The sequence below is a fragment of the Microbacterium aurugineum genome (assembly GCF_023101205.1).
Classification (GTDB): domain Bacteria; phylum Actinomycetota; class Actinomycetes; order Actinomycetales; family Microbacteriaceae; genus Microbacterium; species Microbacterium aurugineum.
This window is the reverse complement of sequence record NZ_CP078078.1, coordinates 2,979,471-3,001,764: the sequence shown is the minus strand read 5'-3', so window position 1 is coordinate 3,001,764 and position 22,294 is coordinate 2,979,471. Positions and strand designations below refer to the sequence as shown.

The following is a 22,294-nucleotide window of genomic DNA, read 5'->3' as shown; positions in this document are numbered from 1 at the left end:
TTCCATCCGAGAGGAAGCAGTACTCCCATGACAATGACCCCTGAGCAGGCTGCCTGGTTCCAGGGCACCTTCCAGCGTCTCGTCGCGAACATCGACAAGGCGGTGCAGGGCAAGCAGGAGATCGTCGGCCTCGTGCTGGCGTCGATGCTCGCCGAGGGGCATGTGCTCCTCGAGGACGCGCCCGGCACCGGCAAGACGAGCCTCGCGAAGGCCCTCGCGGCCACCGTGCAGGGCACCAGCGCGCGCATCCAGTTCACGCCGGACCTGCTGCCCTCCGACGTCACGGGTGTGACCATCTACGACCAGCAGTCCCACCGGTTCGAGTTCCACAAGGGACCGATCTTCGCGTCGATCGTGCTGGCGGATGAGATCAACCGCGCCTCGCCGAAGACCCAGTCGGCGCTCCTGGAGGTCATGGAGGAGTCCCGCGTCACGGTCGACGGCGTCACGCATGAGACCGGTCGCCCGTTTCTCGTGATCGCCACGCAGAACCCCATCGAGCAGGCGGGAACCTACAAGCTTCCCGAGGCGCAGCTGGACCGCTTCCTGATCAAGACCTCGATCGGCTACCCCGACCTCGCGGTCACCGAGAGCATCCTCGCCGGAGCCTCCGACCGCAACCCCTCCGCCGGACTCTCCGCGATCATCACGACCAGTGCGGTCGCCGACATGGCCGACCTCGCCTCCACCGTGCATGTGGAGCCCGCAGTGCTCCGCTACGTGGCCGAGCTCGCCGAAGCGACCCGTGAGGACGACGCGATCCGGCTCGGCGTCTCGGTGCGCGGCGCGATCGCGATGGTCCGCATCGCCAAGGTGTGGGCCGCCGCGCAGGGTCGTCACTTCGTGCTCCCCGACGACATCAAGGCGCTCGCGCGGCCCGTGTGGCAGCACCGTCTGCTGCTCGACGCCGAGGCGGAGTTCGCCGGCACGAGCAGTGACACCGTGATCGCCCGCGTGCTCGACGGTGTCGCGGCTCCCCAGGCACGAGCGGCGGCCTGATGACCGCGGAGGCCCTTCAGGCGTCGACGCCGCCGACGGAACGCGACGCCGGATGGCGTGACATCGCGGCCGTCCTCGGTGCCCGTGCCCTGACGCGCCTCCGGAAGATCACCGCGGCGATCCGTCCGCTCGCGTGGGTGCTGATGTCCCTCGCCATCGTGTTCTGGGTGCTCGGACAGATCGCCGGCTGGGCGGAGTTCACGGTCGCCGCCGTTGTGATCGCGATCGCCGTCACCCTGTGCGCGCTGTTCCTCATCGGCCGCACCGCCTACGACGTGTCGCTCGACCTCGCCCGCACCCGTGTGGTGGTGGGCGAGCGCGCGGTCGGCGCACTCACCCTCGCCAACCGTGGCAACAGGGCGATCCTGCCCTCGCGCGTGGTGCTCCCGGTGGGGGCCGGTCGTGGGGAGTTCGGGATCCAGCGCCTGGCCCCCGGAGAGGAGGCGGAGGAGCTCTTCGCCATCCCGACCCAGAAGCGCGGCGTCGTCAAGGTCGGACCCGTGAGTGTCGTGCGCGGAGACCCGCTCGGTCTCTTCGAACGGGCGCACCGCCGCGACGACCCGGTGGACCTGTTCGTGCATCCGCGCACCGTGCTGTTCGACGGACAGTCCCTCGGCTACCTGCGCGACCTGGAGGGGCTTCCGGCCACGGACCTCTCGCGCGACGACGTCTCCTTCCACGCGCTTCTGGAGTATCAGCCGGGCGATGACCTGCGTCATGTGCACTGGCGTTCGACCGCCCGCACCGGCACGATGATGGTCCGCCAGTACGAGGAGACGCGGCGTTCCCACTTCGTGATCGGTCTGTCGCGCTCGCTGTCCGACTACGCGACCGCCGAGGACTTCGAGCTCGGTATCTCGGCCGCGGGCTCGATCGGCCTCCGCGCGCTCCGCGACTCGCAGCGCGTCGACGTGCGCGTGCAGGGGCGCGAGCTCCCGGCCGGCACCGGAAAGCAGCTGTTGGACTCCCTCTCCGCCGTCGAGGGCAGCAAGCCGCGCGAGGGCGGCATCGCCGACCTCGCCGGGATCGTGTCGGTCACGATGCCTCTCGCCAGTGTGGTGGTGCTCGTGTGCGGCTCGCGGGTGCGCTCCGACGATCTGCGCCTCGCGTGCTCGCGGCTGCCCTTCGGCGCGAAGGCGCTGGCCGTCGTCGCCGACACCAGCGTGTCCGCTCCGACGCTTCGGCGGATCGGTGACGCGGACGTGGTCACCGTCGGCGCGCTCGAACAGATTCCGCTCGCTCTGCAGAAGGTTCTCGCATGACCGTGCCCGCCGCCGGCCCCGGGGGTCTCGCCGTGCGCCGATGGATCCTCGATCTGGGAGCGACCGCACTCCTCGTGACGACCGCGCTGATCGGCTTCTGGCCGACGTTCGCCGGTCCGTCCTTTCTCCCGGCCGCCGTCGGCGGCATCCTGATCGGGCTGGCGATCGCGGCCGTCGCGACCTGGCGACGATGGGGCATCCTGATCACGACGGGGCTCACGGTCGCCGCCTACTTCGTCTTCGGCGGGGCCCTCGCGCTCCCGCAGACCTCCATCCTCGGCGTCATCCCGACGATCGAGACGCTGCAGAAGCTCGCGGTGGGGACCGTTACCGCCTGGAAGCAGATGCTCACCACCGTCGCCCCCGTGGCTGCGGTCGACGGACACCTGGTGGTCCCGTTCCTGCTGGCGCTCGTCGTCACCACGCTCACCGCGTCTCTCGCGCTCCGGCTGCCACAGGTCGCCTGGGCACTGCTCCCGGCCGGGGTGCTGCTGATGCTCGTCATCGCCCTCGGCACACCGGAGCCCGCCTTCCCTCTGGTGCAGGGGCTCGTCTTCGCCGTGGTGAGCATGTCGTGGCTCGCTCTGCGGCAATTGTGGGCACCACAGAACATGGCCGTCTCCGTCAGCGAGGTCGACCCTTCGCGTGCGACGCAGATGCGCACCCGACGGCTGCTGGCGGGCGTCGCCGTGCTGGCCGTCGCCGCAGGCACCGGCGTCGCCGCGAGCGCCGTCGCGAACCCGGCACAGCCGCGGCACGTGTTCCGCGACGTGATCATCCCGCCGTTCGACATCCGCGACTACCCGAGCCCGTTGCAGGCGTTCCGAAAGAACGTGCGCGACGAGGCCTCCGAGACCCTCTTCACGGTGCAGGGTCTCCCCCAGGGCGCACGCGTCCGCACCGCGGTCATGGATCAGTTCGACGGCATGGTCTACAACGTCACGGACGGCGGCCCGACGTCGTCGAGCGCGTTCGCACCGTTGCGCTCCAACATGGCACCGGATGCCGAGGGCGTCCCGGTCACGCTGAAGTTCGCGATCGACGGCTACCGCGGTGTCTGGATGCCGACCGCCGGAGAGCTGTCCGAGATCCGGTTCGAGGGAGCGCGCGCCGAAGACCTGCGTCGTGGCACGTACGTCAACACCGTGACCGGTACCGCGGTCGCGACGCCGAAGCTCACCCAGGGTGACGAGTACGTCGTGGATGCCGTCGTGCCCGCCGTCCCCGATGACGAACAGCTCGCCGAGGTGCCGTTCGGCAAGGTGGCGCTGCCGACGTCGAGCAACGTGCCGGAAGAGCTCACCTCGCTCGCGGCGGAGACCGTGTCGGGTGCGGAGACGCCGATCGAGCAGGTGCGGGCGTTGGAGAACTTCCTCTCCGAGGGCGGCTTCTTCAGCCACGGGCTCGAGGGAGAGGTGCTGTCCCGTGCGGGCCACACCGCCGAGCGCATCTCGACGTTGGTCGGTGCCGACCAGATGATCGGTGACGACGAGCAGTATGCCGTGGCGATGGCACTGCTCGCGGGGCAGCTCGACATCCCGGCGCGCGTCGTCATGGGGTACTACCCCGACGAGGAGCAGGCGGGGGAAGCGGTGTTCACCGCCACCGGCGACAACGTCCACGCCTGGGTCGAGGTGAACTTCGAGGGCATCGGTTGGGTGACCTTCAACCCGACTCCGCCCGAAGACCAGGTGCCGAACGACCAGAACACCAAGCCCCGCGTCGACCCGAAGCCGCAGGTGCTGCAGCCGCCACCCCCGCCGCAGGAACCCGTCGATCTGCCGCCCACCCTTCCCGACGACCGGGAGTCCGAGGACGAGAGCCTGAACCTCGCCGGCATCATCGGTGCGATCCTCGTGATCGGTGGCATCTCGCTCGCGGTGATCACGCTCCTCGCGTCGCCGTTCATCGTGATCGGCGCCTGGAAGGCGGCGAAGCGTCGGTCGCGCCGCGCCGCCGCGCGCACCGCCGACCGCATCAGTGGCGGGTGGGACGAGCTGACCGATCGCGCGATCGACTACGGTGCGCGGCTCACGCCCGGAGGCACCCGGACCGAGGAAGCCGAGGTCGTGGCCACCGCGCTGACGGTTCCACAGGTCACCGCGCTCGCCGAGCGGGCCGACGCCGAGGTGTTCGGCCCCACAGAGCCGAGCCCACAAGACGTCGAGTCCTTCTGGCACGAGGTCGACGGCATTGTCGGCGGTCTCGGCAAGGACGCCGGTTTCTGGAAGCGCGTGAAGGCGCGCTTGAGCGTTCGCTCGCTCGTCGGCGGCACCGCGATCTCGAACGGCCTGCAGAGCCTCAAGGACGCCGCGACCGCGCGCGTACGCCGCGAACCTGGCACCATCAAGAACAGCACGACGCCCCCGTCCTCCGAGAGTGAGACCCCATGACGCAGCCTGCGCTCGATCAGATCGCGCCCCTCTCCCGTCGCGCGGTCGCCTATGTCATCGATGCCCTGATCGCCGGGGGCCTCGCGATCGTGCTCGGCGGGGGACTCCTGGTCGCCGCGTCGCTCACCGGCAGTGTCGAGGGGATGGTGGGAGTCCTCCTCGTCGGCGGTCCGGTGGTGAGCCTGGTGCTGCTCGGCTGGTTCGTGGTCTACACCGTCATGCAGGCAGGGGCCGGCTCGATCGGCATGCGCGCCCAGGGCGTGCAGCTCGTCGCCGCTGCGGACGGCGGCCCGCTCGGCTTCGGGCGCGCACTGCTGCGCAACGTGATCTTCGGCCTCGCCGCGGCCGTCGTGGTGGGGTACTTCACTCCGCTCTTCGACGGGTCGGGGCGCTTCCAGGGGTGGCACGACAAGGTCGCAGGCTCTCTGATCCTGGATGCGCGGAAGACGGGTCCCGTCGGATCGGCGTCCGAGGCCACTTCCTCCTCGTCCGCCTCTGCGCCGGGCCTTGCTACACCGACGACCGGACCGGCGATCCCCGGACTCCCGCAGTCCGTTCCGGCTGCTTCGGCGGCGTCGGCTGCTCCGGCCGTTCCGGCCCCGGCTGCTCCCGTTGCTCCGGCATCCTCGTCGCTCCCGCCGCGGCCGGCTGCGCCCCCTGCGCCGGTGGCCGAGAGCGGATCCCTCATCGCCTTCGTCCCGGGCATCACCCAGGATGCGCCGTCGCGGTCGGAGCCTCCCGCGCAGCCCGAGCCCGAGCCCGAACTCGACGCGACCGTCCAGCAGCACCCCGTGGCTCCCGTGACGTCGCCCGTCCCGCCCGCCCCTCCGGCGCCGGTCGCTGCTCCGCCGGTCGCTGCTCCGCCGGTCCCGCCGCTCCCGGTGGCACCCGCGCCGGCAGCGCCGGAGGTCGTCGAACAGGACGACGACCTCGAAGAGACCCGGATCAGCGTCCCCGGCCATCGTCTGGTCTTCACGTGGGATGACGGCACACGGGTCTCCGTCTCGCGACGGACCATCTTCGGCCGCAACCCCGCCCCGGAGGAGGGGGCGACGCTCGTGCCCGTGCGCGACGAGACGCTGTCGCTCTCCAAGACGCATTTCGAGGCGGCCGCCGAGACCTCCGGCGGATGGGTGCGGGATCGCCACTCGACCAACGGGATGACCATCGTCCGTGACGGCCAGCGCATCGCGTGCCCGGCGGGGCAGCGGGTGCCGGTGCGTCTGGGCGACGCGATCGAGATCGGCGACCGCATCGTGACGATCGGCGGATACGCATGAGGCCGGGGCTCATCGTCTCCACCGGGTCGGCGACGCATCCGGGGCTCCGGCGCGCGCTGAACGAAGACGCGCATCTGGCTTCGGCCCCGGTGTTCCTGGTCGCCGACGGGATGGGCGGGCACGAGGCCGGTGAGCGTGCGAGTGCCGCCGTCATCGCCGAGTTCGCCCGGTACATCGGCCGACCGGCGCTCGAGCTCGACGACGTCCGGCACGCCCTCTCCGTCTCACGGACGAGCGTCGAGGATCTGTCGACCTCGGGCAACGGACGCGCCGGGACGACTCTCAGCGGTGTCGTCATCGCCTCGGTCGACGGCATGGGGTACTGGCTTGCGGTCAACATCGGAGACTCCCGGACCTATCGTCTCGCCGACGGCGAGCTGGAGCAGATCAGTGTCGATCACTCCGTGGTGCAGGAGCTGATCGAGTCCGGTGAGCTCTCCGTCGAAGATGCCGTCTCGGATCGCCGCCGGAACATCATCACCCGCGCCATCGGTGCAAGTAGCACGGGCGACGCCGACTACTGGATGTTCCCCGCCGAACTCGGCGATCGCATCCTCGTCTGCTCGGACGGTCTCACCTCCGAAGTGCCGGACACGCGTATCCGCGAGGTGCTGGCCTCGGAATCCGATCCGCAGAAGGCCGCCGACGCCTTGACAGCCGATGCGGTGAGCGCCGGGGGTCGAGACAACATCACCGTGATCGTCGTGGACGCGGTCTCGGTCGCGTCGCGGCCGGGAACGCTGACGGCCACCGACGACGACGACATCGACGCCGACACGCGTCCACGAGAAGCCACAGCAGGAGGGGTTCGCTGATGCAGACCATCTACCGACCGGGACAGTGGTACCTGATCGTCATCCCCGGCGCGCTCGTCGCGCTCCCGCCCGATGTCCCCGGCGATGTCGTCGCCCGGCTGTGGGAACGGCTGCCGGAGGCGAAGACGCTCGCAACCGTCGTCGATCTCCTGACGACGCAGGCGGGCCGGTCCTTCACGTCGTTGCCGTCGTTCGTCGCCGCCGTCGCCGAGGGAGGAGACGTGCGCATCGCCCTCCGAGGTGACGTCTCGGCACACGTGACGACCGCGACGGAATCCCTCGAGCTGTCCGGGGCGGACGTCACCACCTGGAACGAGCGGTTCCTCGGTGGCGCGACGACGATCGACATCACGGTCGAGACGACGACCGAGGCCGACGGCCTCCCCGTGCAGAGCGGGATCGTGCGGGCTGCCGCGGTGAGCGCCGAGCTCGAGCCGAGCGACGCCGATCCGCTGACCAGTGCGCTCGGCCCGGCCCCCGTGCTCGCCGAACCCGCTGCAGCCGTGCAGGCCCCGGAGCCGGTGGCCGTGGAGCCCGAGCCGGCGCCGGAGCCGGCGGCCGTGGAGCCCGAGCCGGCGCCCGAGCCCGAGCCGACTCCTGCGCCCGAACCCGAGCCGACTCCTGCGCCGGTCATCGAGGATGCGTTCCTCCCACCGACCGAGGTGACGCTCGCACCGCCCGTCGACGACGACTTCGATCAGCTCTGGGGTGCGACCGTGCACTCGGTCGGTGCCGCAGCCGCGGCGCCCACCCCCGTCCCGGTCGAAGGCGATCATGACGGGGCGACCGTCTCCGCGGCCGACCTGCGTGCGCTCCGCCAGCAGCCTCCCGTCGCCGATGATGTCGCGACCGACGTGCTCGACGTGACCCCGGTGCCGTCCATCGCTTCGACGGGCCGCGTGCGTCTCTCCACCGGTCAGGTGGCGGCGCTCGATCGCACGGTCATCATCGGCCGACGCCCGCGATCGACCCGTGCGAGCGGTGCGAACCTCCCGCACCTGATCGCCGTCGAGAGCCCGCAGCAGGACATCTCGCGCAGCCACCTCGAAGTGCGGCCGGAAGGTGACACCGTCGTGGTCATCGACCTGCACACCACGAACGGCTCCACCCTGCTCCGTCCCGGTGCCGACCCGGTGCGGCTGCATCCCGGGGAGCAGACGCTCGTGCTGTCCGGCGATGTCGTGGATCTCGGCGACGGAGTGACCGTCGCGTTCGAGGAGCTGCCGTGACGCGTCGCCCCTCCCCGCCGCCCGATCTGCCGGGCTTCACCTATGTGGAGCCGCTGGGCACCGGCGGTTTCGCCGATGTCTTCCTGTACGAGCAGGAGATGCCGCGTCGCCGAGTCGCGGTGAAGGTGCTGGTCGCCGACCGCATCTCGAGTGGTGCGGCGCAGGAGTTCGCCGACGAGGCCAACGTGATGGCGATGCTCTCGACGCATCCGGCCATCGTCACGATCTACCAGGCGGGTGTCGCCGGCGACGGTCGCCCCTACCTGGTGATGGAGTACTGCCCGCGGCCGAACCTCCAGATCCGCTCCCGCAAGGAGCCGTTCTCGGTCGCCGAGGCTCTGCGCGTCGGCATCCAGGTCGCCGGAGCCGTCGAGACCGCGCACCGGGCGGGCGTGCTGCATCGCGACATCAAGCCGGCCAACATCCTCGTCACGGAGTACAACCGGCCGGCCCTCACCGACTTCGGCATCGCATCGACGACCGGAGCGACGGGTGAGGCCTCCGGCATGTCCATCCCCTGGTCTCCGCCGGAGTCGTTCGCGGAGCCTCCGCAGAGTGGTCCGCGCACCGATGTCTGGGCGCTCGGCGCCACGCTGTACACGCTGCTGGCGGGTCGTTCGCCCTTCGAGCGGACCGGCGAACGCAACTCGAGCGCCGATCTGATCGAGCGCATCGAGCGCGCCGCTCTCCCCTCACTGAAGAGGCCGGATTCGCCGGAGAGTCTGCAGAGGCTCCTCGAACGGTCGATGGCGAAGAACCCCGCCGATCGCTTCCCGAGTGCGGTGGCATTCGCGCGGGCACTGCAGAAGGTGCAGATCGAGCTCTCCCACTCGGTGACCCCGATCGACATCGTCGATGACCATCCGCCGGCGGAAGACCTGGAGGACGACGGCGACGGTCTGACCCGCGTGCGGGAGATCGTCAGCATCGACCCCGAACTGGCATCGTTCACTCGCCCCTCAGCCCAGACGCAGCGAAAGGAACCGCCGGTTCCGCTGTCGGGCATTCCGCGATTCGACGCCCCGACGCCCGAGGAACCGCTCGTCGAGCAGACCCAGTTGCGCCCGCCGACTCCGACGGCCGCGGCTCCACTCGCCCCCTCCGCCGACGACCGCACCATCGCGCGAGCGCCGATGGTGGTCGCCCCGGAAGAGGCGACGCCGCCTCCGGCCGTGACGGCTGCTCCTGTCGCGGGTCCGGGAGAGCCGCCGGCGCCGCGCAGTCGCAAGGGCCTCTGGATCGTGCTCGCTGCCGCCGCGGTCGTACTCGTGGTCGGCGGGATCGTCGGGATGAACCTCCTGGTGGCGGGTGTCACCCCCGAAGCGCAGGAGACCGAGCAGGCCGTGGAGCCAAAGGACGTCGGCACGGACGTCGTGCCGAAGGTCACCGAGATCTCCGGGACGCGCGAGGGCGATCGGATCGTGTTCACCTGGACCAATCCGAGTCCGCTCGAGGGCGACTCGTTCATCTGGACACCGGTCGCGGTGTCGGGAGAGGTCGATCCGCACCAGACGCCGGAGGCGACCGCGACGGTCCCCGCAGCGGCGGGCACCGTCTGCATCGACGTGATGCTGCGGCGCGACGACGGTCGTGCCTCGGAAACCGTGCGGGGGTGTGTGGAGTGACGAGTGCAGGAGGGGTGACCGTCGAGTTCGCGGGGGAGTACTTCCGCGTGAGCCGTGGTGATCGATTCATCGTGGGACGCGAGGGCGACCTCGAGCTCGACGACAATCTGTTCCTGCATCGGCACTTCCTGGAGATCACCGACTCCGACGGGCTGTGGTGGCTGTCGAACGTCGGTACCCGGCTCACCGCGACGGTGACCGACTCGGCAGGTGGCGTGCAGGCGTGGCTGGCGCCGGGTGCTCGGCTCCCGCTCGTCTTCGAGAAGACGACGATCGTCTTCAGCGCGGGGCCGACCACCTACGAGCTCACCTTGCATGCGGCGGAGCCGACGTTTCGCGCGACCAGGCGCGAGCACGACGACGACGGGGCGTCCACGATCGGCGACGTCCCGCTGACCCTCAGCCAGAAGCTGCTCATCCTGGCGCTCGCCGAACCCCAGTTGCGCAGGGACGGCACCGGGATGAGTGAGATCCCGACCTCGGCGAAGGCGGCGGAGCGGCTGGGCTGGACGGTCACCCGGTTCAATCGCAAGCTCGACAACGTCTGCGACAAGTTCGACCGGGTCGGTGTGCCCGGCATGCGCGGCGGGCAACGCAGCTTCGCGACCAACAGGCGCGCACGCCTGGTCGAGCATGTGATCGCCTCGCGCCTGGTCGGCAAGAGCGACCTGCCGCTGCTCGACACCGAGCATTCCATCGACGACGTCGAGGGAGAGCAGGAGTGATCTGGGAGATCGACGACCGCGCGCCCGAGGTCGAAGGACTCGACGCGCACGGACGCCCGGACCCTGCGTACGCGGAGGCTCTCGGCCTGCGCCCCGCGGGACGGGGTGCGCGTGTGCTCGCCGCACTCATCGAGTGGACGGTGGCGGTCATCATCGCCCTCCCGGCCCTCATCGCTCTGACGCCGGTGCTCGTGCAGGCGGCGTCAGGACGGTTCGACGCGGAGGAGTTCTTCGCGCGGGAGGATCTGGTGTGGCTCATCGTGGCCGCTGCGGTGTCCCAAGGGCTCATGATCGCCTACCTCGTCGTCCAGCTCGTCCTGCATGGCCGCAAGGGGGTGACGCTCGGCAAGGCGATCTGCGGTATCCGTTCCGTGAACGTCCGGACTCTCGAGCGTCCCGGCTTCTGGCGGGGCGCGGTCGTGCGCTACCTCGTCGCGTACGCCTCGCTCCTCGTTCCGCTCATCGGACCGGTACTGGTGATCATGCTCTCCCCGCTCTTCGACATCGAGCGGCGAGGACGCGGATGGCTCGACCTCGCCGCCGCGACCTGGTTCGTGGACGTGCGCGGCGGCTTGAACCCCTATGACCAGAAGCGGATGCGTATCGCGCGCAAGCGTGTGAAGACGCCCGAGCACGAGGAGAAGGCGCCCCTCCCGTCGCTCGCCACCCCGGTGCACCGGGATGCTCCGGCCGAGTACGTCCCGAGCGCGCGCCTCTCGGGAGGCGTCATCGGCGCGCACCGGTCCGCCGCGGGACCTGCCCCTGAGCGTCCGGAGACTCCGGCTCCTGGCTCCCTCGTGTCGTCGACACCGCCCTCCCTGGCCACCGGCACCGCGCCCCCGGCTTCGTTCGCACCGCCAGCTCCCGCGCCGGCTCCCGCGGCGTCGCCCGCGCCCGTGATGCCACCCGCGCCCGCACCCGCAGCACAGCCGGTTCCTGCCCCCGAGCCGCCGGTCCCTGCTCCCGCCGCCGTTCCCGCCGATGTGCCGGCGGTGCCCGCCGATGCTCCGAACGTTCCCGTCGGAGTGCGGGCGATTCTCGTGCTCGACACCGGTGAGCGCGTCGAGGTGCGCGGCACCACGCTGTTCGGGAGGTCGCCGAGCGCGGCAGCCGGCGAGGGCGAAGCGCTCCTGGTCCCGGTCGTCGACGACACGCGTTCGGTGTCCAAGACGCACATCGCGGTGATGCCGGCTCGACGGGGCGTGTTCATCGTCGATCGCGCGTCGACCAACGGCAGCGCGATCGTCCGAGACGGTGTCGAGACCGCGCTGGCCGCCGGACACCCGGCCGAGCTGCGGACCGGGGACACGGTGCGCTTCGGCGATCGGTTCCTGCAGGTGGAGTGGGTATGACCCGGAGAAGTGAGATGCGCCCCCGGCGCGGTGAGGACGAGCGATGAGAGTCAAGCTGACCCTGCGTCGACCCGCAGCACCCCTGACCGACGTCGTCGTGATGGCGGACTCGACAGCGACCATCGCCGATGTCGCGCGCCAGATCGCCACCACCGACCCGGCGCGCAGCATCGTCGCGACGCCGACCGACGTGCTCACGCTCTCCGTCGCCCCTCCGACGAGCGAGCAGCTCACGATGCTCAATCCCGACCTGCTCGTCGGCGACGCCCCGCTCGGCTCCGGCTTCCTCGCCGAGGTGGTCAACGTCGGCCCGAACCGTGCCGCCGCAGGCACCGTGGGTGCGCGCCCCGCCGCCGTCCTCCGGGTGGTCTCCGGCCCTGCGGTCGGGCAGGAGTTCCCGCTGCCGATCGGTCACTTCCTGATCGGACGCGACGCCGCGAACGACGTCACTATCGCTGATCCGCTCGTCTCGAAGCGGCACGCCAGGATCGAGGTCGCCGCGACGTTCGTCGAGCTGGTCGACTTGAACTCGGCGAACGGAATCCTCGTCGACGGCGGGCTCGTGCAGCGTCTCCGTGTGATCCCCGGGCAGAGCTTCGTGCTCGGGGACTGCGAGTTCGTCGTGCACATGGTGAGTGACTTCGACGGCTCAGCCACGGGGGACCCGGTGCTCGAGCGCGGGGGAGCGCTCATGTTCAACCGCAGCCCCCGTGTCGAGGAGCGGTACACCGGGGAGGATCTCGATGAGCCGCGCTATCCCCGCGACCAGCCGTCGCGGCTGTTCCCCTGGCCCATGCTCGTCGCGCCGATCCTCCTGGCCGTGACGATGTTCAGCATCACGCAGCGTCCGGCTTCGCTGCTCATCGCGGCTGCGTCGCCGATGATGATGTTCGGCAACTTCATCTCGCAGAAGACCAACATCGGTCAGCGGCTGCGCAAGGAGGCCGAGTCGTTCGAGGAGCAGTTCGAGCGGCTGGAGGAGACGCTGTACCACTCGCGTCCGAAGGAGCGCGAGGTACGGCAGAACGAGGTCCCCGCCGTCGCCGTGGTGTTCGATGAGGCCATGCGTCTCGGTCCCCTGCTGTGGACCCGGCGACCGGAGCACTGGAACTTCCTCGCGATGCGTCTCGGGGTCTGCGAGACCGAAGCGCGCACGCGCATCAAGCGCACCGAGACTCCGGAGGCGCTCGTCGAATACGTCGAACGCGTCGATCGCCTGGAGGAGCGGTACCGGATGATCGACGACGTCCCCATCCTGGAATCGCTCCAGAGCGTGGGCTCGGTCGGTGTCGCCGGTCCCACGTCGCTGGCCAGCGATGCGCTGCGGGGGATCGCCGTCCAACTGTTCGGCACGCACTCCCCGAACGAACTCGTCACCGTGGCGCTGACCGAACCGGGGTGGGCGAACGAGCTCGACTGGCTCAAGTGGCTCCCCCACACCTCCAGCGAGCGGAACCCGTTCAAGGAGATGCCACTAGCGGATTCCGCCTCGACAGGGACGGCCCTGCTCAGCGGTCTCGAGGAGATCGTCCTGCGCCGCTCGCGGGAGTCGAAGTCTGCGCGGCCCCCGTACGGAGCCGACTGGGATCCGATGCGGTACGGCACCGACGTCAAGCGCGCGGCCGAGGAGGCGACGTTCCCCGGCCAGACGGCCATCCTGGTGATCATCACGAACGACGCCCCCGTCGATCGGGCCAGACTGACCCAGATCCTGGAACGCGGCGCGGACGTCGGCGTCTACGCCCTGTTCGTCGCTCCGGTCGTCGAGGCACTGCCCGCGGCGTGCCGCACGTTCGTCGACGTGAGCGCCGGGCTCTCCGATGCCGTGGTCGGCACCGTCCGCAGCGGCGTGGACTACCGCGGGGTGCAGGTCGAGGGTGTCTCGCACGCCTACATGACGATGTTCGCCAAGCGCCTGGCGCCGGTCGTCGATTCCAGCACGGTGATCGAGGACTCCTCCGACATCCCGAACTCGGTCAGCTTCCTTTCGCTCGTGGGCACCGAGGTCGCCGAGGATGCCAGCGCGGTGATCGATCGCTGGCGGCAGAACAACACCATCATCGACCGTTCCGGCGCTCCGCAGTCGCGGCTCAAAAAGGCCGGCAACCTGCGCGCCATCATCGGACAGTCGCAGACGGATGCGATGACCCTCGACCTGCGCACCCAGGGGCCGCACGCCCTGGTCGGCGGGACGACCGGTGCCGGCAAGAGCGAGTTCCTGCAGGCATGGGTGCTCGGCATGGCGGCCGCCCACAGCCCCGACCGGGTCACGTTCCTGTTCGTCGACTACAAGGGCGGCTCGGCTTTCGCGGACTGCGTCGACCTGCCCCACACCGTCGGCCTCGTCACTGACCTGAGCCCGCACCTCGTGCGCCGCGCGCTCACGAGCCTGCGGGCCGAGCTGCACCATCGTGAGCACCTCTTCAACCGCAAGAAGGCCAAAGACCTCCTCGAGCTCGAGAAGCGACGCGACCCGGAGACGCCGCCCGCGCTGGTGCTGGTGATCGACGAGTTCGCGGCGCTCGCCGGAGAGGTGCCGGAGTTCGTCGACGGAGTGGTCGACATCGCGCAGCGCGGACGGTCCCTCGGCATCCACTTGATCATGGCGACGCAGCGTCCCGCCGGCGTCATCAAGGACAACCTCCGCGCGAACACGAACCTGCGCGTCGCGCTGCGGATGGCTGACGAGTCCGACTCCAAGGACGTCGTCGACGACCCGGTGGCGGCGACCTTCCCGCCCTCGCTGCCGGGACGCGGTATCGCGAAGACCGGTCCCGGGCGACTCGTGCCGTTCCAGTCCGCGTACGCCGGCGGATGGACCACGGACGAGGCCCAGGTCGCCGAGGTCAAGGTCGCCGAGCTCCGTTTCGGGTCCATCCAGACCTGGGAGGCCGAGCAGGCGCCGGAGTCCGATTCGCACGACGAGGATCTCGGACCCAACGACCAGAAGCGCATCGTGGCGACACTCGTGAATGCGGCGCGCGAGGCCCGCATCCCCGCCCCCCGACGGCCGTGGCTCGACGACCTCGAGGGCGCGGTCGACCTGCGCGATCTCCCGGTGCTCGGCGACGGGCAGGTGCTGCTCGGCAAGATGGATGTCCCGGAACGGCAGCTTCAGGAGCCGGCCTACTTCCACCCCGACAAGGACGGCTCGCTGCTCGTCTACGGGACGAGCGGTTCGGGCAAGTCGACGGTGCTGCGCACGATCGCGATCGCGGCGGGTTTCGATCCCGCTCGTTCGAACGTCGAGGTGTACGGACTCGACTTCGGGTCCGGTTCGCTCAAGAGCCTGGAGATGCTGCCGCACGTCGGCTCGATCATCTCGGGCGACGACTCCGAACGCGTGCAGCGGGTGCTGCGTTCGCTGGCCGCGGTGCTCGACGACCGTGGCAAGCGTTTCAGTGCCGCCAACGCTTCCAGCCTCACGGAGTACCGGGAGCTCACCGGGCAGGACGAGGCACGCATCGTCCTGCTCATCGACGGCTTCCCGCAGTTCCGTGGAGAGTGGGAGTCGACGACGGCGCGGATGCCCTTCTATCAGATCTTCATGCGCATCCTCGGCGAGGGCCGCCCGCTCGGCGTGCACGTCGTCGCGAGCGCCGACCGCTCGGGCTCTGTCCCCACGGCGGTGAGCGCGAACGTCTCGCGGCGCGTGGTCCTGCGTCTCTCGGATGAGTCCGGATACGCGATGCTGAACGCGCCCAAGGATGTGCTGGACGAGCGGTCAGCCCCGGGACGCGCCATCATCGACGGCCGCGAGACGCAGATCGCGACGCTGGGCGGGACTCCGAATGTGGCCGAGCAGACCAAGCTGCTCGAGGGTCTCGCCGAGAGGCTCCGTGCGGCCGGAGCGAGGGAGGTGCCGGAGATCGGCGCGCTGCCCACCCGTCTGTCTGTGCGCGATCTGCCCGATCGCCTCGGCGAGTTCCCGGCACTCGGGGTCGCGGAGGACACCCTGGCGGCGCGCGACTTCGACCCGGTGGGCACGTTCGTCGTGGCCGGCCCGCCGTCGTCGGGCAAGACCAACGCCCTCAAGTCGATCATCACCTCGATGCGGCGACTCGACCCGGCGACCGTGCTGTTCCACTTCGGAGGCCGACGTGCCCAGCTCAAGGACTACGCGAGCTGGACACGCAGCGCCGTGACGCCGGACGATGCGAAGGAGCTCGCCAAGGAGATCACCGAGCTGATCGCCGACGACTCCCTCCCGACGAGGGTGCTGATCGTGGTCGAGGACGTGCCGCAGTTCGCCGACAGCCCGGCCGAGCGCGAGATGAAGGCCCTCTTCCAGGCGATCAACCGCAGCGACCATCTGCTCATCGGCGACGCCGACGTCACGCAGGTCACGAGCGGCTTCGGGTTCATCGGAGACTTCAAAGCCGGGCGTAAGGGCATCATCCTCAAGCCCGACTCCTTCGACGGCGATGCGGTGTTCAAGGTGCCGTTCCCGAAGGTGAAGCGCACCGACTTCCCCGAAGGACGAGGCATCTTCGTGCAGGCCGGACGCCAGGTCACGGTGCAGCTGCCGCTGGTCGAGGAGTAGGCGGTCGATGGGGAGTTGTCCCCATCGACCGAACGCACGAGGCCTTGTTAGGGTTTCGGAGCCGGGACGGCCGCCGTCGCCGTGCAGGAAAGACCGGAGGGGGGACGCCAGATGGACATCATGCTCGACCTCGCCCAGCTGAAGGATGCGAAGCTGGGGCTGGAAGCAGCGATCGGGGAGTTCGATCAGGCAGCGAACACCAACGACGACCTCGAGGACGCGATCAAGCGCCCGGTCGGCCGGGGGGAGCTTTTGAACCAGGTCGTCGACTTCGAGGTGGCGTGGCGCGACAAGCGCGGCAAGCTGCAGGAGAACCTCACGAACATCAAAGATCAGCTCACGTCGATCATCGACGGTTGGTCTGAGTGGGACATGTCGACCGCGAGCGAGCTCGAAGGGTCGACGAGCACGCAGCAGGTCAGCGCGAGCAGGGCGGTCTGATGCGGTCCCCGAACACAGGCAACGAACTTCAGATCCTCGAAGGCAATGCGGCGGACATCGTCGCCCGCGGCAATCAGCTGACGGTGCTCGCCACGACGATGGACGAGACCGCGACCCAGCTGAAGAGCATCGGCGACTCGACGGTGCACAAGAGCAAGGGCACCGACAAGCTCGCCGAGATGGCGAGCGAGACCGCGACCGATCTGTCGGCAGCGGCCATCCGCTACTCGGGCACAGGCAAGACGCTGACGACGTACGGTGAGGCCCTGGGCGTCGCCAACGGCTGGCTCGCGAGCAACATCGACGAGGTCGAGGCGGCGGAGCGGGCGTACCAGGCTGCGCTCGACGAGAAGGAGGACGCAGAACTCGCCGCGAGCCTGGCGACTTCGCGCGCCGCGGAAGCCGAACCCGACTCGGCGGCAACGGATGCGCTGGACGACGCCGAATCCGCGGCGTCGTCGGCACGGGCGACTCTGACGAACGCCACGACGGCGCGCAATGAGATGTGGTCGGCGTTCGACAGTGTCTTCGACGAGTGGTCCGATGCCTACGACGCCGCGGTGGATGGCATCGAGAAAGCCATCGAGACAGCCGGCAACAACGACGGCTTCTGGGAGTTCATCGATCAGGTGCTCGATGTCATCGCGATCGTCCTGGTGGTGCTCACTATCATCGCCCTGGTCATCGGTGCTCCGCTCACCGGATTGCTCGGGGCGATCATCTTCACCCTGGCAGCGGCGTCCTTCCTGCTGACCACGCTGAAGTTCGCGTTCGGCCGGGCGACGTTGAGCGACGTTGCCTGGAGCGCGGTCGGGCTGCTGCCGTTCGGCCTCGGCAAGGTGCTCTCCCGGGGAGTGCCCACTCTGTCGAGCGTCATCCAGGGCGGACGCGGTGTCGTCACGGCGGCGATCCGAGGTGCCCTCCCGCGTTTCTCCTTCCTGAGGCCGACGACGTGGGGGACGCCCTTCCGATCGCTGTTCGCGCCGCTGCAGTCGGCGCGAGCGCTGCCGAAACCGGGGATGCTCACCAACCCGTTCGATGCGATCAGGTTCGGGGGATCGCAGACGGCTCAGGTCTCGACCTTCGTGAACACGATGCGCAGCTCGCCGTATGCCACCAGCCCCGGCGTCCAGCAGTTCATCTCGTCCACGGCGGCCAGTCTTCCCGGCGGGATCCGGCAAAGCCTCAATGTGGTGGCGTGGGGTGGCGTCTCTCTCTCGGATGGTTTGGGCCTGTTCGATGCGCAGCCAGAGATCCCGGGTCTTCGGGACGTCAGGATAGGCTGAGCTACGTGGCAAGAAGAGATGCGCTACGATCAGCGGTCGCGAAGTTTTTCCGCGTGTCGATGGGCGTGGTTGTGCTAGTGGCTCCCGCGCTACTGGTCGCTTTTCTCGTCGGCTCGCTGATCTTCTCCGGGGGTAAGGCCAGCGAGACCATGGACACGAAGTGGGGCGTCGTCTTTGCGTATCCTCTCTTCGAGGTGCCTAAGCCGCTTCTCGTGATCCTCGGCGCAATGTCGATTCTCCTGGCGGTGGGCGTAGCCGCGACCAACGGCCGCTCGAACGAGGAGGGCGTACGGCGACTGATCGGCCCGATCGCGGCGTCCGCGGTCTCGTCCGTGATTTTGGCGGGCGTCGTGCCGGAGAACCCCACGCGCTGGGGCGACGCGTTCATCGGAACTCAATGGGTCGCAGCGATCTTCTTCGTCGTGGCACTCGCAGTTCTGTTGCTCGGTATCCTGGCGGCCCGCTCCAGGGAACGCGCTCGCGCATGACCGCCCTCAGCGGTTTCCGCATCATGATGCCCCCCGGCTGGTCGCAGTATCGCGTCGATGAAGACGGGCGCAAGCGCTACATCGCCAAGGTGTCCTCGCGGATGAAGCAGCTGGGCCAACCGGAGCTCGACGTGCGGCTGCGGATGCTGGCCACCTCGCAGTGGCGTCGGCTGGAACAGACGCGGACACACAGCATCTATCTCGCCGATCGGGAGGTCGAAGGGCTGACCCATCTCCCGTTGTCGATCGCCGTCCGCCAGCAGATCGGTCCCGCAGGTTCCACCTTCGCGGCCGGCCTCCACACGCTCACGACCGCCGAGATCGTGACCTTCGACACGGCGATCGGGCCAGTTCTCCGCTGGGAGTGGACGAAGCCCGGTGAGGGTGAGCTCGAGGGGATCACCGTTCGCTCCGTCGGGTACGGGTTCGCGCTGCCGGAGGAGAACTCCCGTCGTGGGTTGGTCTTCACCGCCTCGTTGCCCTATCCGGACGATGCGGATACCCTTCTCGTGGATGCCGCTATCGAACTCGCCGATTCGATCCTGGAGACCTTCCGGTGGCAGTAGAACTGCAGTACCAGATGGCCCTCGATGGGCGCCGCTGGATCCCGATCCCGTTCACCTTCCCCTGGAGCGAGTTCGCCACCGCCGAGGAGTGGGCGTCCACGCTCGCCTCCGACCTGCTCGCGGGGACCGGTGCGGAGTCCACCGCCGACGCGCTGACGCAGGAGGCGCTGACGCTGCAGGCTGCGCCGCCGCCGATTCCCGGAGCGCAGGAGCGCTTCTGGCGTACGGAGTACGTCGGCGGCTATCCGATCATCATCCACCTGTACATCGACGAGACGTGGGCGACCACGGCGGAAGACCTGCTGCAGTACGCGCGGCTCGGCATCGGCGGGTTCGTGCAGACCTGGAGCATCGTCGAAGGAACCGCCTTCGACGTCGCGGTGAACGTCGCCGTGAGCGCGGAGATCGAGGACGTGACGAGGGAAGGGTCGCCGGTCATGACGATCGGAGCGGTCCGCTCGATCGGTGTGCGCGACGGCCTCCTCTTCTTGATCGACTATCTCGACGAGGATCCGGTGCGTCTGGAGGCCGTCCAGCCGGAGCTGGAGGAGATCTTCCGTTCGTTCCGGTTCCGTGCGGCACCGCCCTCAGCGGCAGACGCGTGACCCCATGACCTCCCCTCGGGCCTCCGTGCACAAGCGGATCACGACGATGTATCTCCTGCTGCGGATGATGCAGGCGGCGGCGCTGATCGTCTATCTGGTTGGGTCTTTGCTTCTCACCGGAGGACAGATCGCCGCCGGTCGTGCGCCGATGTGGGGCGTTGCCATCGACTACCCCCTGTTCTCTTTTCCAGGGCTGCTATCTCTCGTCGTGTCCGTCATCGGTCTCATCCTGGCCGCCGCTGTTCTCGCTACGGCGCGTGTGAACGATTCCGGTCGAGTGGGCGGAGCGTTCGCGGCGACGGGTGCGGCCACCGCGTCCTCGGCGATGTTCGCGTGGATGCTCCCTTCGGAAGGGGCGACCGAGGCTACGCTGCGGTGGGTAGCGGCCGGTCTCGACGGGACCGCCACTGTGGTTCTGATGGTCGCAGCGCTGATCCTCGCCGTCCGAGATGACCGTGCTCGTCAGCGTGAAGGACGCCCGATATGGACCCCGGGTCAGGAAAGTTGATGGCCGAAGACGAGCCCGGCGGATTCAGCATCCTGTTCCCGCCGGGATGGACACGGTACTTCATCGATGATGAGGGGCGAAAAGCCCTGATCATGCGGATGTCGTCGCAGATTCGAGCGCTCGGTCGCCCCGATCTCGATGTCGAGGCGCGGATGCTGATCAGCCAGCAATGGAAGCAGATGCAGGCGCGGAGTGTCGGTGCGGTCTACCTTCCGGACGCGATGGGGGACGACTCGACACCTCTGCCGATGTCGTTCGCGCTGATCCAATACGTCGCTCGTCCCGGAGCCGATTTCGAGTCGGCGTTCCGCGACATGGCGAAGGGGGCCGTCGAAGCTTTCGACACGTCGATCGATCGGATTCTGCGGACCGAGAGCGAGCGCCGCGGCACAGACGAGCTCGCGGAGGTGATCGGGCGGCAGATCGACTACGGCATCGCGCTTCCGAACCCGCGTGACCGTCGCGGCATGATCGTCTCGACCTCCATCACCACGCTCGACGACACGGCACCTGATCTGGTGCAGGGTCTGATCGAGCTCAGCGACACGGTCGTCGAGACGTTCCGGTGGCGTGCGTGACCGGCTACCGGGTGCTGCCAGACCAAGCCGCCTGGCTGACACTTCCGCTCGAGTTCCCGTGGGGAGACTTCGTCGATGACGTCTCCTGGGCCGCCGAGGTCGCAGATGACAGAGCAGTTGCCGACGCGCCTGCGGCCGTCCGCACGGCGATCGCCGAGAGCGCGCTCACTCTCGTGCGCGCCGAGCCGCCGCTTCCCGGCGTGCGGGAGCGTTTCTGGTGGCTCCCCTCGATCGGCGGATCGGTCGTGGTCGCGCATCTGACGGCCGTCGAACTCGACGAGTCGCTCCACGAGCAGCCCCTCGATTCCTTCGTCTTCCTCGGCGCGGGAGGAATGGTCCAGAACATCACCGAGGTCGAGGGAACCGCGTTCGACACGGCCCTGGATTGTGTGCTGCTCGTCCCGGTCGACGACACGACCATCGCGCTGAGGCGCCTTCTCGGACGGACGGCGCGGATGCTGCTCATGCTCGATGTGTTCGTCGATGACGGCGGTGCGCTCCACGAGGCGCAGCACGATATCTCGGCGCTCTTCACCTCGATCGAAGTGGTGCACTGATCGTGCGCCTGGATGGGGAGTTGTCCCCATCGACGGTGTTCGTGGCTGCCGCGTAGGGTGGTGTTATTCGGGCCGGAGGGGTCCGGTTCTCTCGATTTGCGGAGGTGTGGACGATGGCCGATTTCGGTGCGTCTTATGCAGAGATGGAGCAGGTGGCGTCGTCGCTGTCGCAGGCTCGTGATGACATTCAGGGTCAGTTGGACACGCTGAAGGGTCAGGTGGACACTCTTCTGGGTGAGGACTTCAAGACGCAGCATGCGTCGGGGAAGTTCGGTGAGGGGTACACGGAGTTGACGACGGGTCTGAAGACCGCGGTCGACGGTATCAATGACATGTCGGAGTCGCTGCTGGGGATGATGCGCGCGATCCAGGATCTGGATCAGCAGCTCGCCGGCAGCTGACGAACGGCACGGTTTCACGGAGAGGGTCGACCAGGTGGTCGGCCCTCTTCGTCGTCACCCGCCCGACGGCGGCCCGTGTGAGATGTCGGCCCGCCAAGTGGCAGTGAGCCCCTCCGATCCCATAAGGTGGCCGAGTGAATCAGACGGACAGGTCCCGCATCTCGGGCCGCCGTTGCGACTGCGGCTACCTCGCCACCGGCACGCCGCCTGCGAGGCTCTGCTTCGACTGTGGAGATCGCGCGCTGGCCGATTGGGTCGCTGAGGAGAAGAGCGTGCTCGGGCCCCTGCCGGGCTACGCGGTCGAGGTGGCGGAGATCATCCGCGACGCGGCGAAGAACCAGGCGGCGGCGATCAAGAAGCGCTCGAATGAACCCTTCGCCGAAGCCGCACGCGAGCGGAGCCAGGCGGCCCGGCGTCTTTCGCGGGTCCGCCGTGCCCACCGCCGCGAGCTGGACGGGGTCTCTCTGGACCGCTGGCAGGCGGCTGCCGCCCTGCTCGGCAGTGACCCCCGGGAGTTGTTCCGCAAGGAGTCCAAGCGCTTCGTGAAGCGTGGTCTCGGAGCGGCGCAGCTGACGGCCTTGGGCGCCGATGCGATGCAGATCGTCGTCAAGACCGCACAGGAGAAAAGACGCTGATCGAGT

Annotated in this window: 20 protein-coding genes; all 20 read left to right on the top strand. The window is 69.0% G+C overall.

Annotated elements, in window-relative coordinates; translation table 11 throughout:
• The first annotated feature begins 27 nt into the window (after positions 1 to 27).
• The 20 genes from KV397_RS14485 to KV397_RS14390 all read left to right on the top strand — a co-directional run bounded on the left by KV397_RS14485 (position 28) and on the right by KV397_RS14390 (position 22,288).
• A complete protein-coding gene (locus KV397_RS14485) occupies positions 28 to 999 on the top strand; it encodes an AAA family ATPase (protein WP_047522445.1) in 972 nt (323 codons plus the stop codon).
• Positions 999 to 2,261, top strand: a complete 1,263-nt coding sequence (locus KV397_RS14480; RefSeq protein WP_153243494.1) for a DUF58 domain-containing protein — start codon at positions 999 to 1,001, stop codon at positions 2,259 to 2,261. Before KV397_RS14485 ends, KV397_RS14480 begins: the two co-directional genes overlap by 1 nt.
• Entirely contained in the window at positions 2,258 to 4,654 is a 2,397-nt protein-coding gene (locus KV397_RS14475; protein WP_261811563.1) for a transglutaminaseTgpA domain-containing protein, read from the top strand. The genes KV397_RS14480 and KV397_RS14475 overlap by 4 nt, the downstream gene beginning before the upstream one ends.
• Positions 4,651 to 5,934 carry an RDD family protein gene (locus tag KV397_RS14470; RefSeq protein WP_261811562.1) on the top strand — a complete coding sequence of 428 codons (1,284 nt, stop codon included), beginning with the start codon at positions 4,651 to 4,653 and terminating at the stop codon, positions 5,932 to 5,934. Before KV397_RS14475 ends, KV397_RS14470 begins: the two co-directional genes overlap by 4 nt.
• Entirely contained in the window at positions 5,931 to 6,749 is an 819-nt protein-coding gene (locus tag KV397_RS14465; protein ID WP_047522454.1) for a PP2C family protein-serine/threonine phosphatase, read from the top strand. Before KV397_RS14470 ends, KV397_RS14465 begins: the two co-directional genes overlap by 4 nt.
• Complete coding sequence (locus tag KV397_RS14460; protein ID WP_153243497.1) at positions 6,749 to 7,978, top strand: FHA domain-containing protein; 1,230 nt, start codon at positions 6,749 to 6,751, stop codon at positions 7,976 to 7,978. Before KV397_RS14465 ends, KV397_RS14460 begins: the two co-directional genes overlap by 1 nt.
• Complete coding sequence (locus KV397_RS14455; protein WP_261811561.1) at positions 7,975 to 9,603, top strand: serine/threonine-protein kinase; 1,629 nt, start codon at positions 7,975 to 7,977, stop codon at positions 9,601 to 9,603. The genes KV397_RS14460 and KV397_RS14455 overlap by 4 nt, the downstream gene beginning before the upstream one ends.
• 14 nt (positions 9,604 to 9,617) lie before the next feature.
• Positions 9,618 to 10,328, top strand: a complete 711-nt coding sequence (locus tag KV397_RS14450) for a hypothetical protein (protein ID WP_231555032.1) — start codon at positions 9,618 to 9,620, stop codon at positions 10,326 to 10,328.
• Positions 10,325 to 11,680 carry an RDD family protein gene (locus tag KV397_RS14445; protein WP_261811560.1) on the top strand — a complete coding sequence of 452 codons (1,356 nt, stop codon included), beginning with the start codon at positions 10,325 to 10,327 and terminating at the stop codon, positions 11,678 to 11,680. The genes KV397_RS14450 and KV397_RS14445 overlap by 4 nt, the downstream gene beginning before the upstream one ends.
• 43 nt (positions 11,681 to 11,723) lie before the next feature.
• A complete protein-coding gene (locus KV397_RS14440) occupies positions 11,724 to 16,223 on the top strand; it encodes an FtsK/SpoIIIE domain-containing protein (protein WP_261811559.1) in 4,500 nt (1,499 codons plus the stop codon).
• A 111-nt stretch (positions 16,224 to 16,334) separates the two neighbouring features.
• Complete coding sequence (locus KV397_RS14435; protein ID WP_131493001.1) at positions 16,335 to 16,664, top strand: hypothetical protein; 330 nt, start codon at positions 16,335 to 16,337, stop codon at positions 16,662 to 16,664.
• Positions 16,664 to 17,950 (top strand): hypothetical protein, encoded by a 1,287-nt coding sequence (locus KV397_RS14430; protein ID WP_261811558.1) that lies wholly within the window; start codon positions 16,664 to 16,666, stop codon positions 17,948 to 17,950. Before KV397_RS14435 ends, KV397_RS14430 begins: the two co-directional genes overlap by 1 nt.
• A 5-nt stretch (positions 17,951 to 17,955) precedes the next feature.
• A complete protein-coding gene (locus KV397_RS14425) occupies positions 17,956 to 18,438 on the top strand; it encodes a hypothetical protein (protein WP_261811557.1) in 483 nt (160 codons plus the stop codon).
• Complete coding sequence (locus KV397_RS14420; RefSeq protein WP_131492996.1) at positions 18,435 to 19,004, top strand: hypothetical protein; 570 nt, start codon at positions 18,435 to 18,437, stop codon at positions 19,002 to 19,004. Before KV397_RS14425 ends, KV397_RS14420 begins: the two co-directional genes overlap by 4 nt.
• Positions 18,995 to 19,609, top strand: a complete 615-nt coding sequence (locus tag KV397_RS14415) for a hypothetical protein (protein ID WP_261811556.1) — start codon at positions 18,995 to 18,997, stop codon at positions 19,607 to 19,609. The genes KV397_RS14420 and KV397_RS14415 overlap by 10 nt, the downstream gene beginning before the upstream one ends.
• A gap of 4 nt (positions 19,610 to 19,613) precedes the next feature.
• Positions 19,614 to 20,117, top strand: coding sequence for a hypothetical protein (locus KV397_RS14410; protein WP_047524667.1), 504 nt, complete (start codon positions 19,614 to 19,616; stop codon positions 20,115 to 20,117).
• Complete coding sequence (locus KV397_RS14405; RefSeq protein WP_261811555.1) at positions 20,117 to 20,695, top strand: hypothetical protein; 579 nt, start codon at positions 20,117 to 20,119, stop codon at positions 20,693 to 20,695. The genes KV397_RS14410 and KV397_RS14405 overlap by 1 nt, the downstream gene beginning before the upstream one ends.
• Positions 20,692 to 21,252: a hypothetical protein gene (locus tag KV397_RS14400; protein ID WP_156118323.1), complete on the top strand. Its 561-nt coding sequence runs from the start codon at positions 20,692 to 20,694 to the stop codon at positions 21,250 to 21,252. Before KV397_RS14405 ends, KV397_RS14400 begins: the two co-directional genes overlap by 4 nt.
• A gap of 113 nt (positions 21,253 to 21,365) precedes the next feature.
• On the top strand, positions 21,366 to 21,653 hold the full coding sequence (locus KV397_RS14395) for a WXG100 family type VII secretion target (protein WP_028501988.1): 288 nt from the start codon (positions 21,366 to 21,368) through the stop codon (positions 21,651 to 21,653).
• Positions 21,654 to 21,787: 134 nt separating this feature from the next.
• A complete protein-coding gene (locus KV397_RS14390) occupies positions 21,788 to 22,288 on the top strand; it encodes a hypothetical protein (protein ID WP_131492989.1) in 501 nt (166 codons plus the stop codon).
• The last annotated feature ends 6 nt before the right edge of the window (positions 22,289 to 22,294 follow it).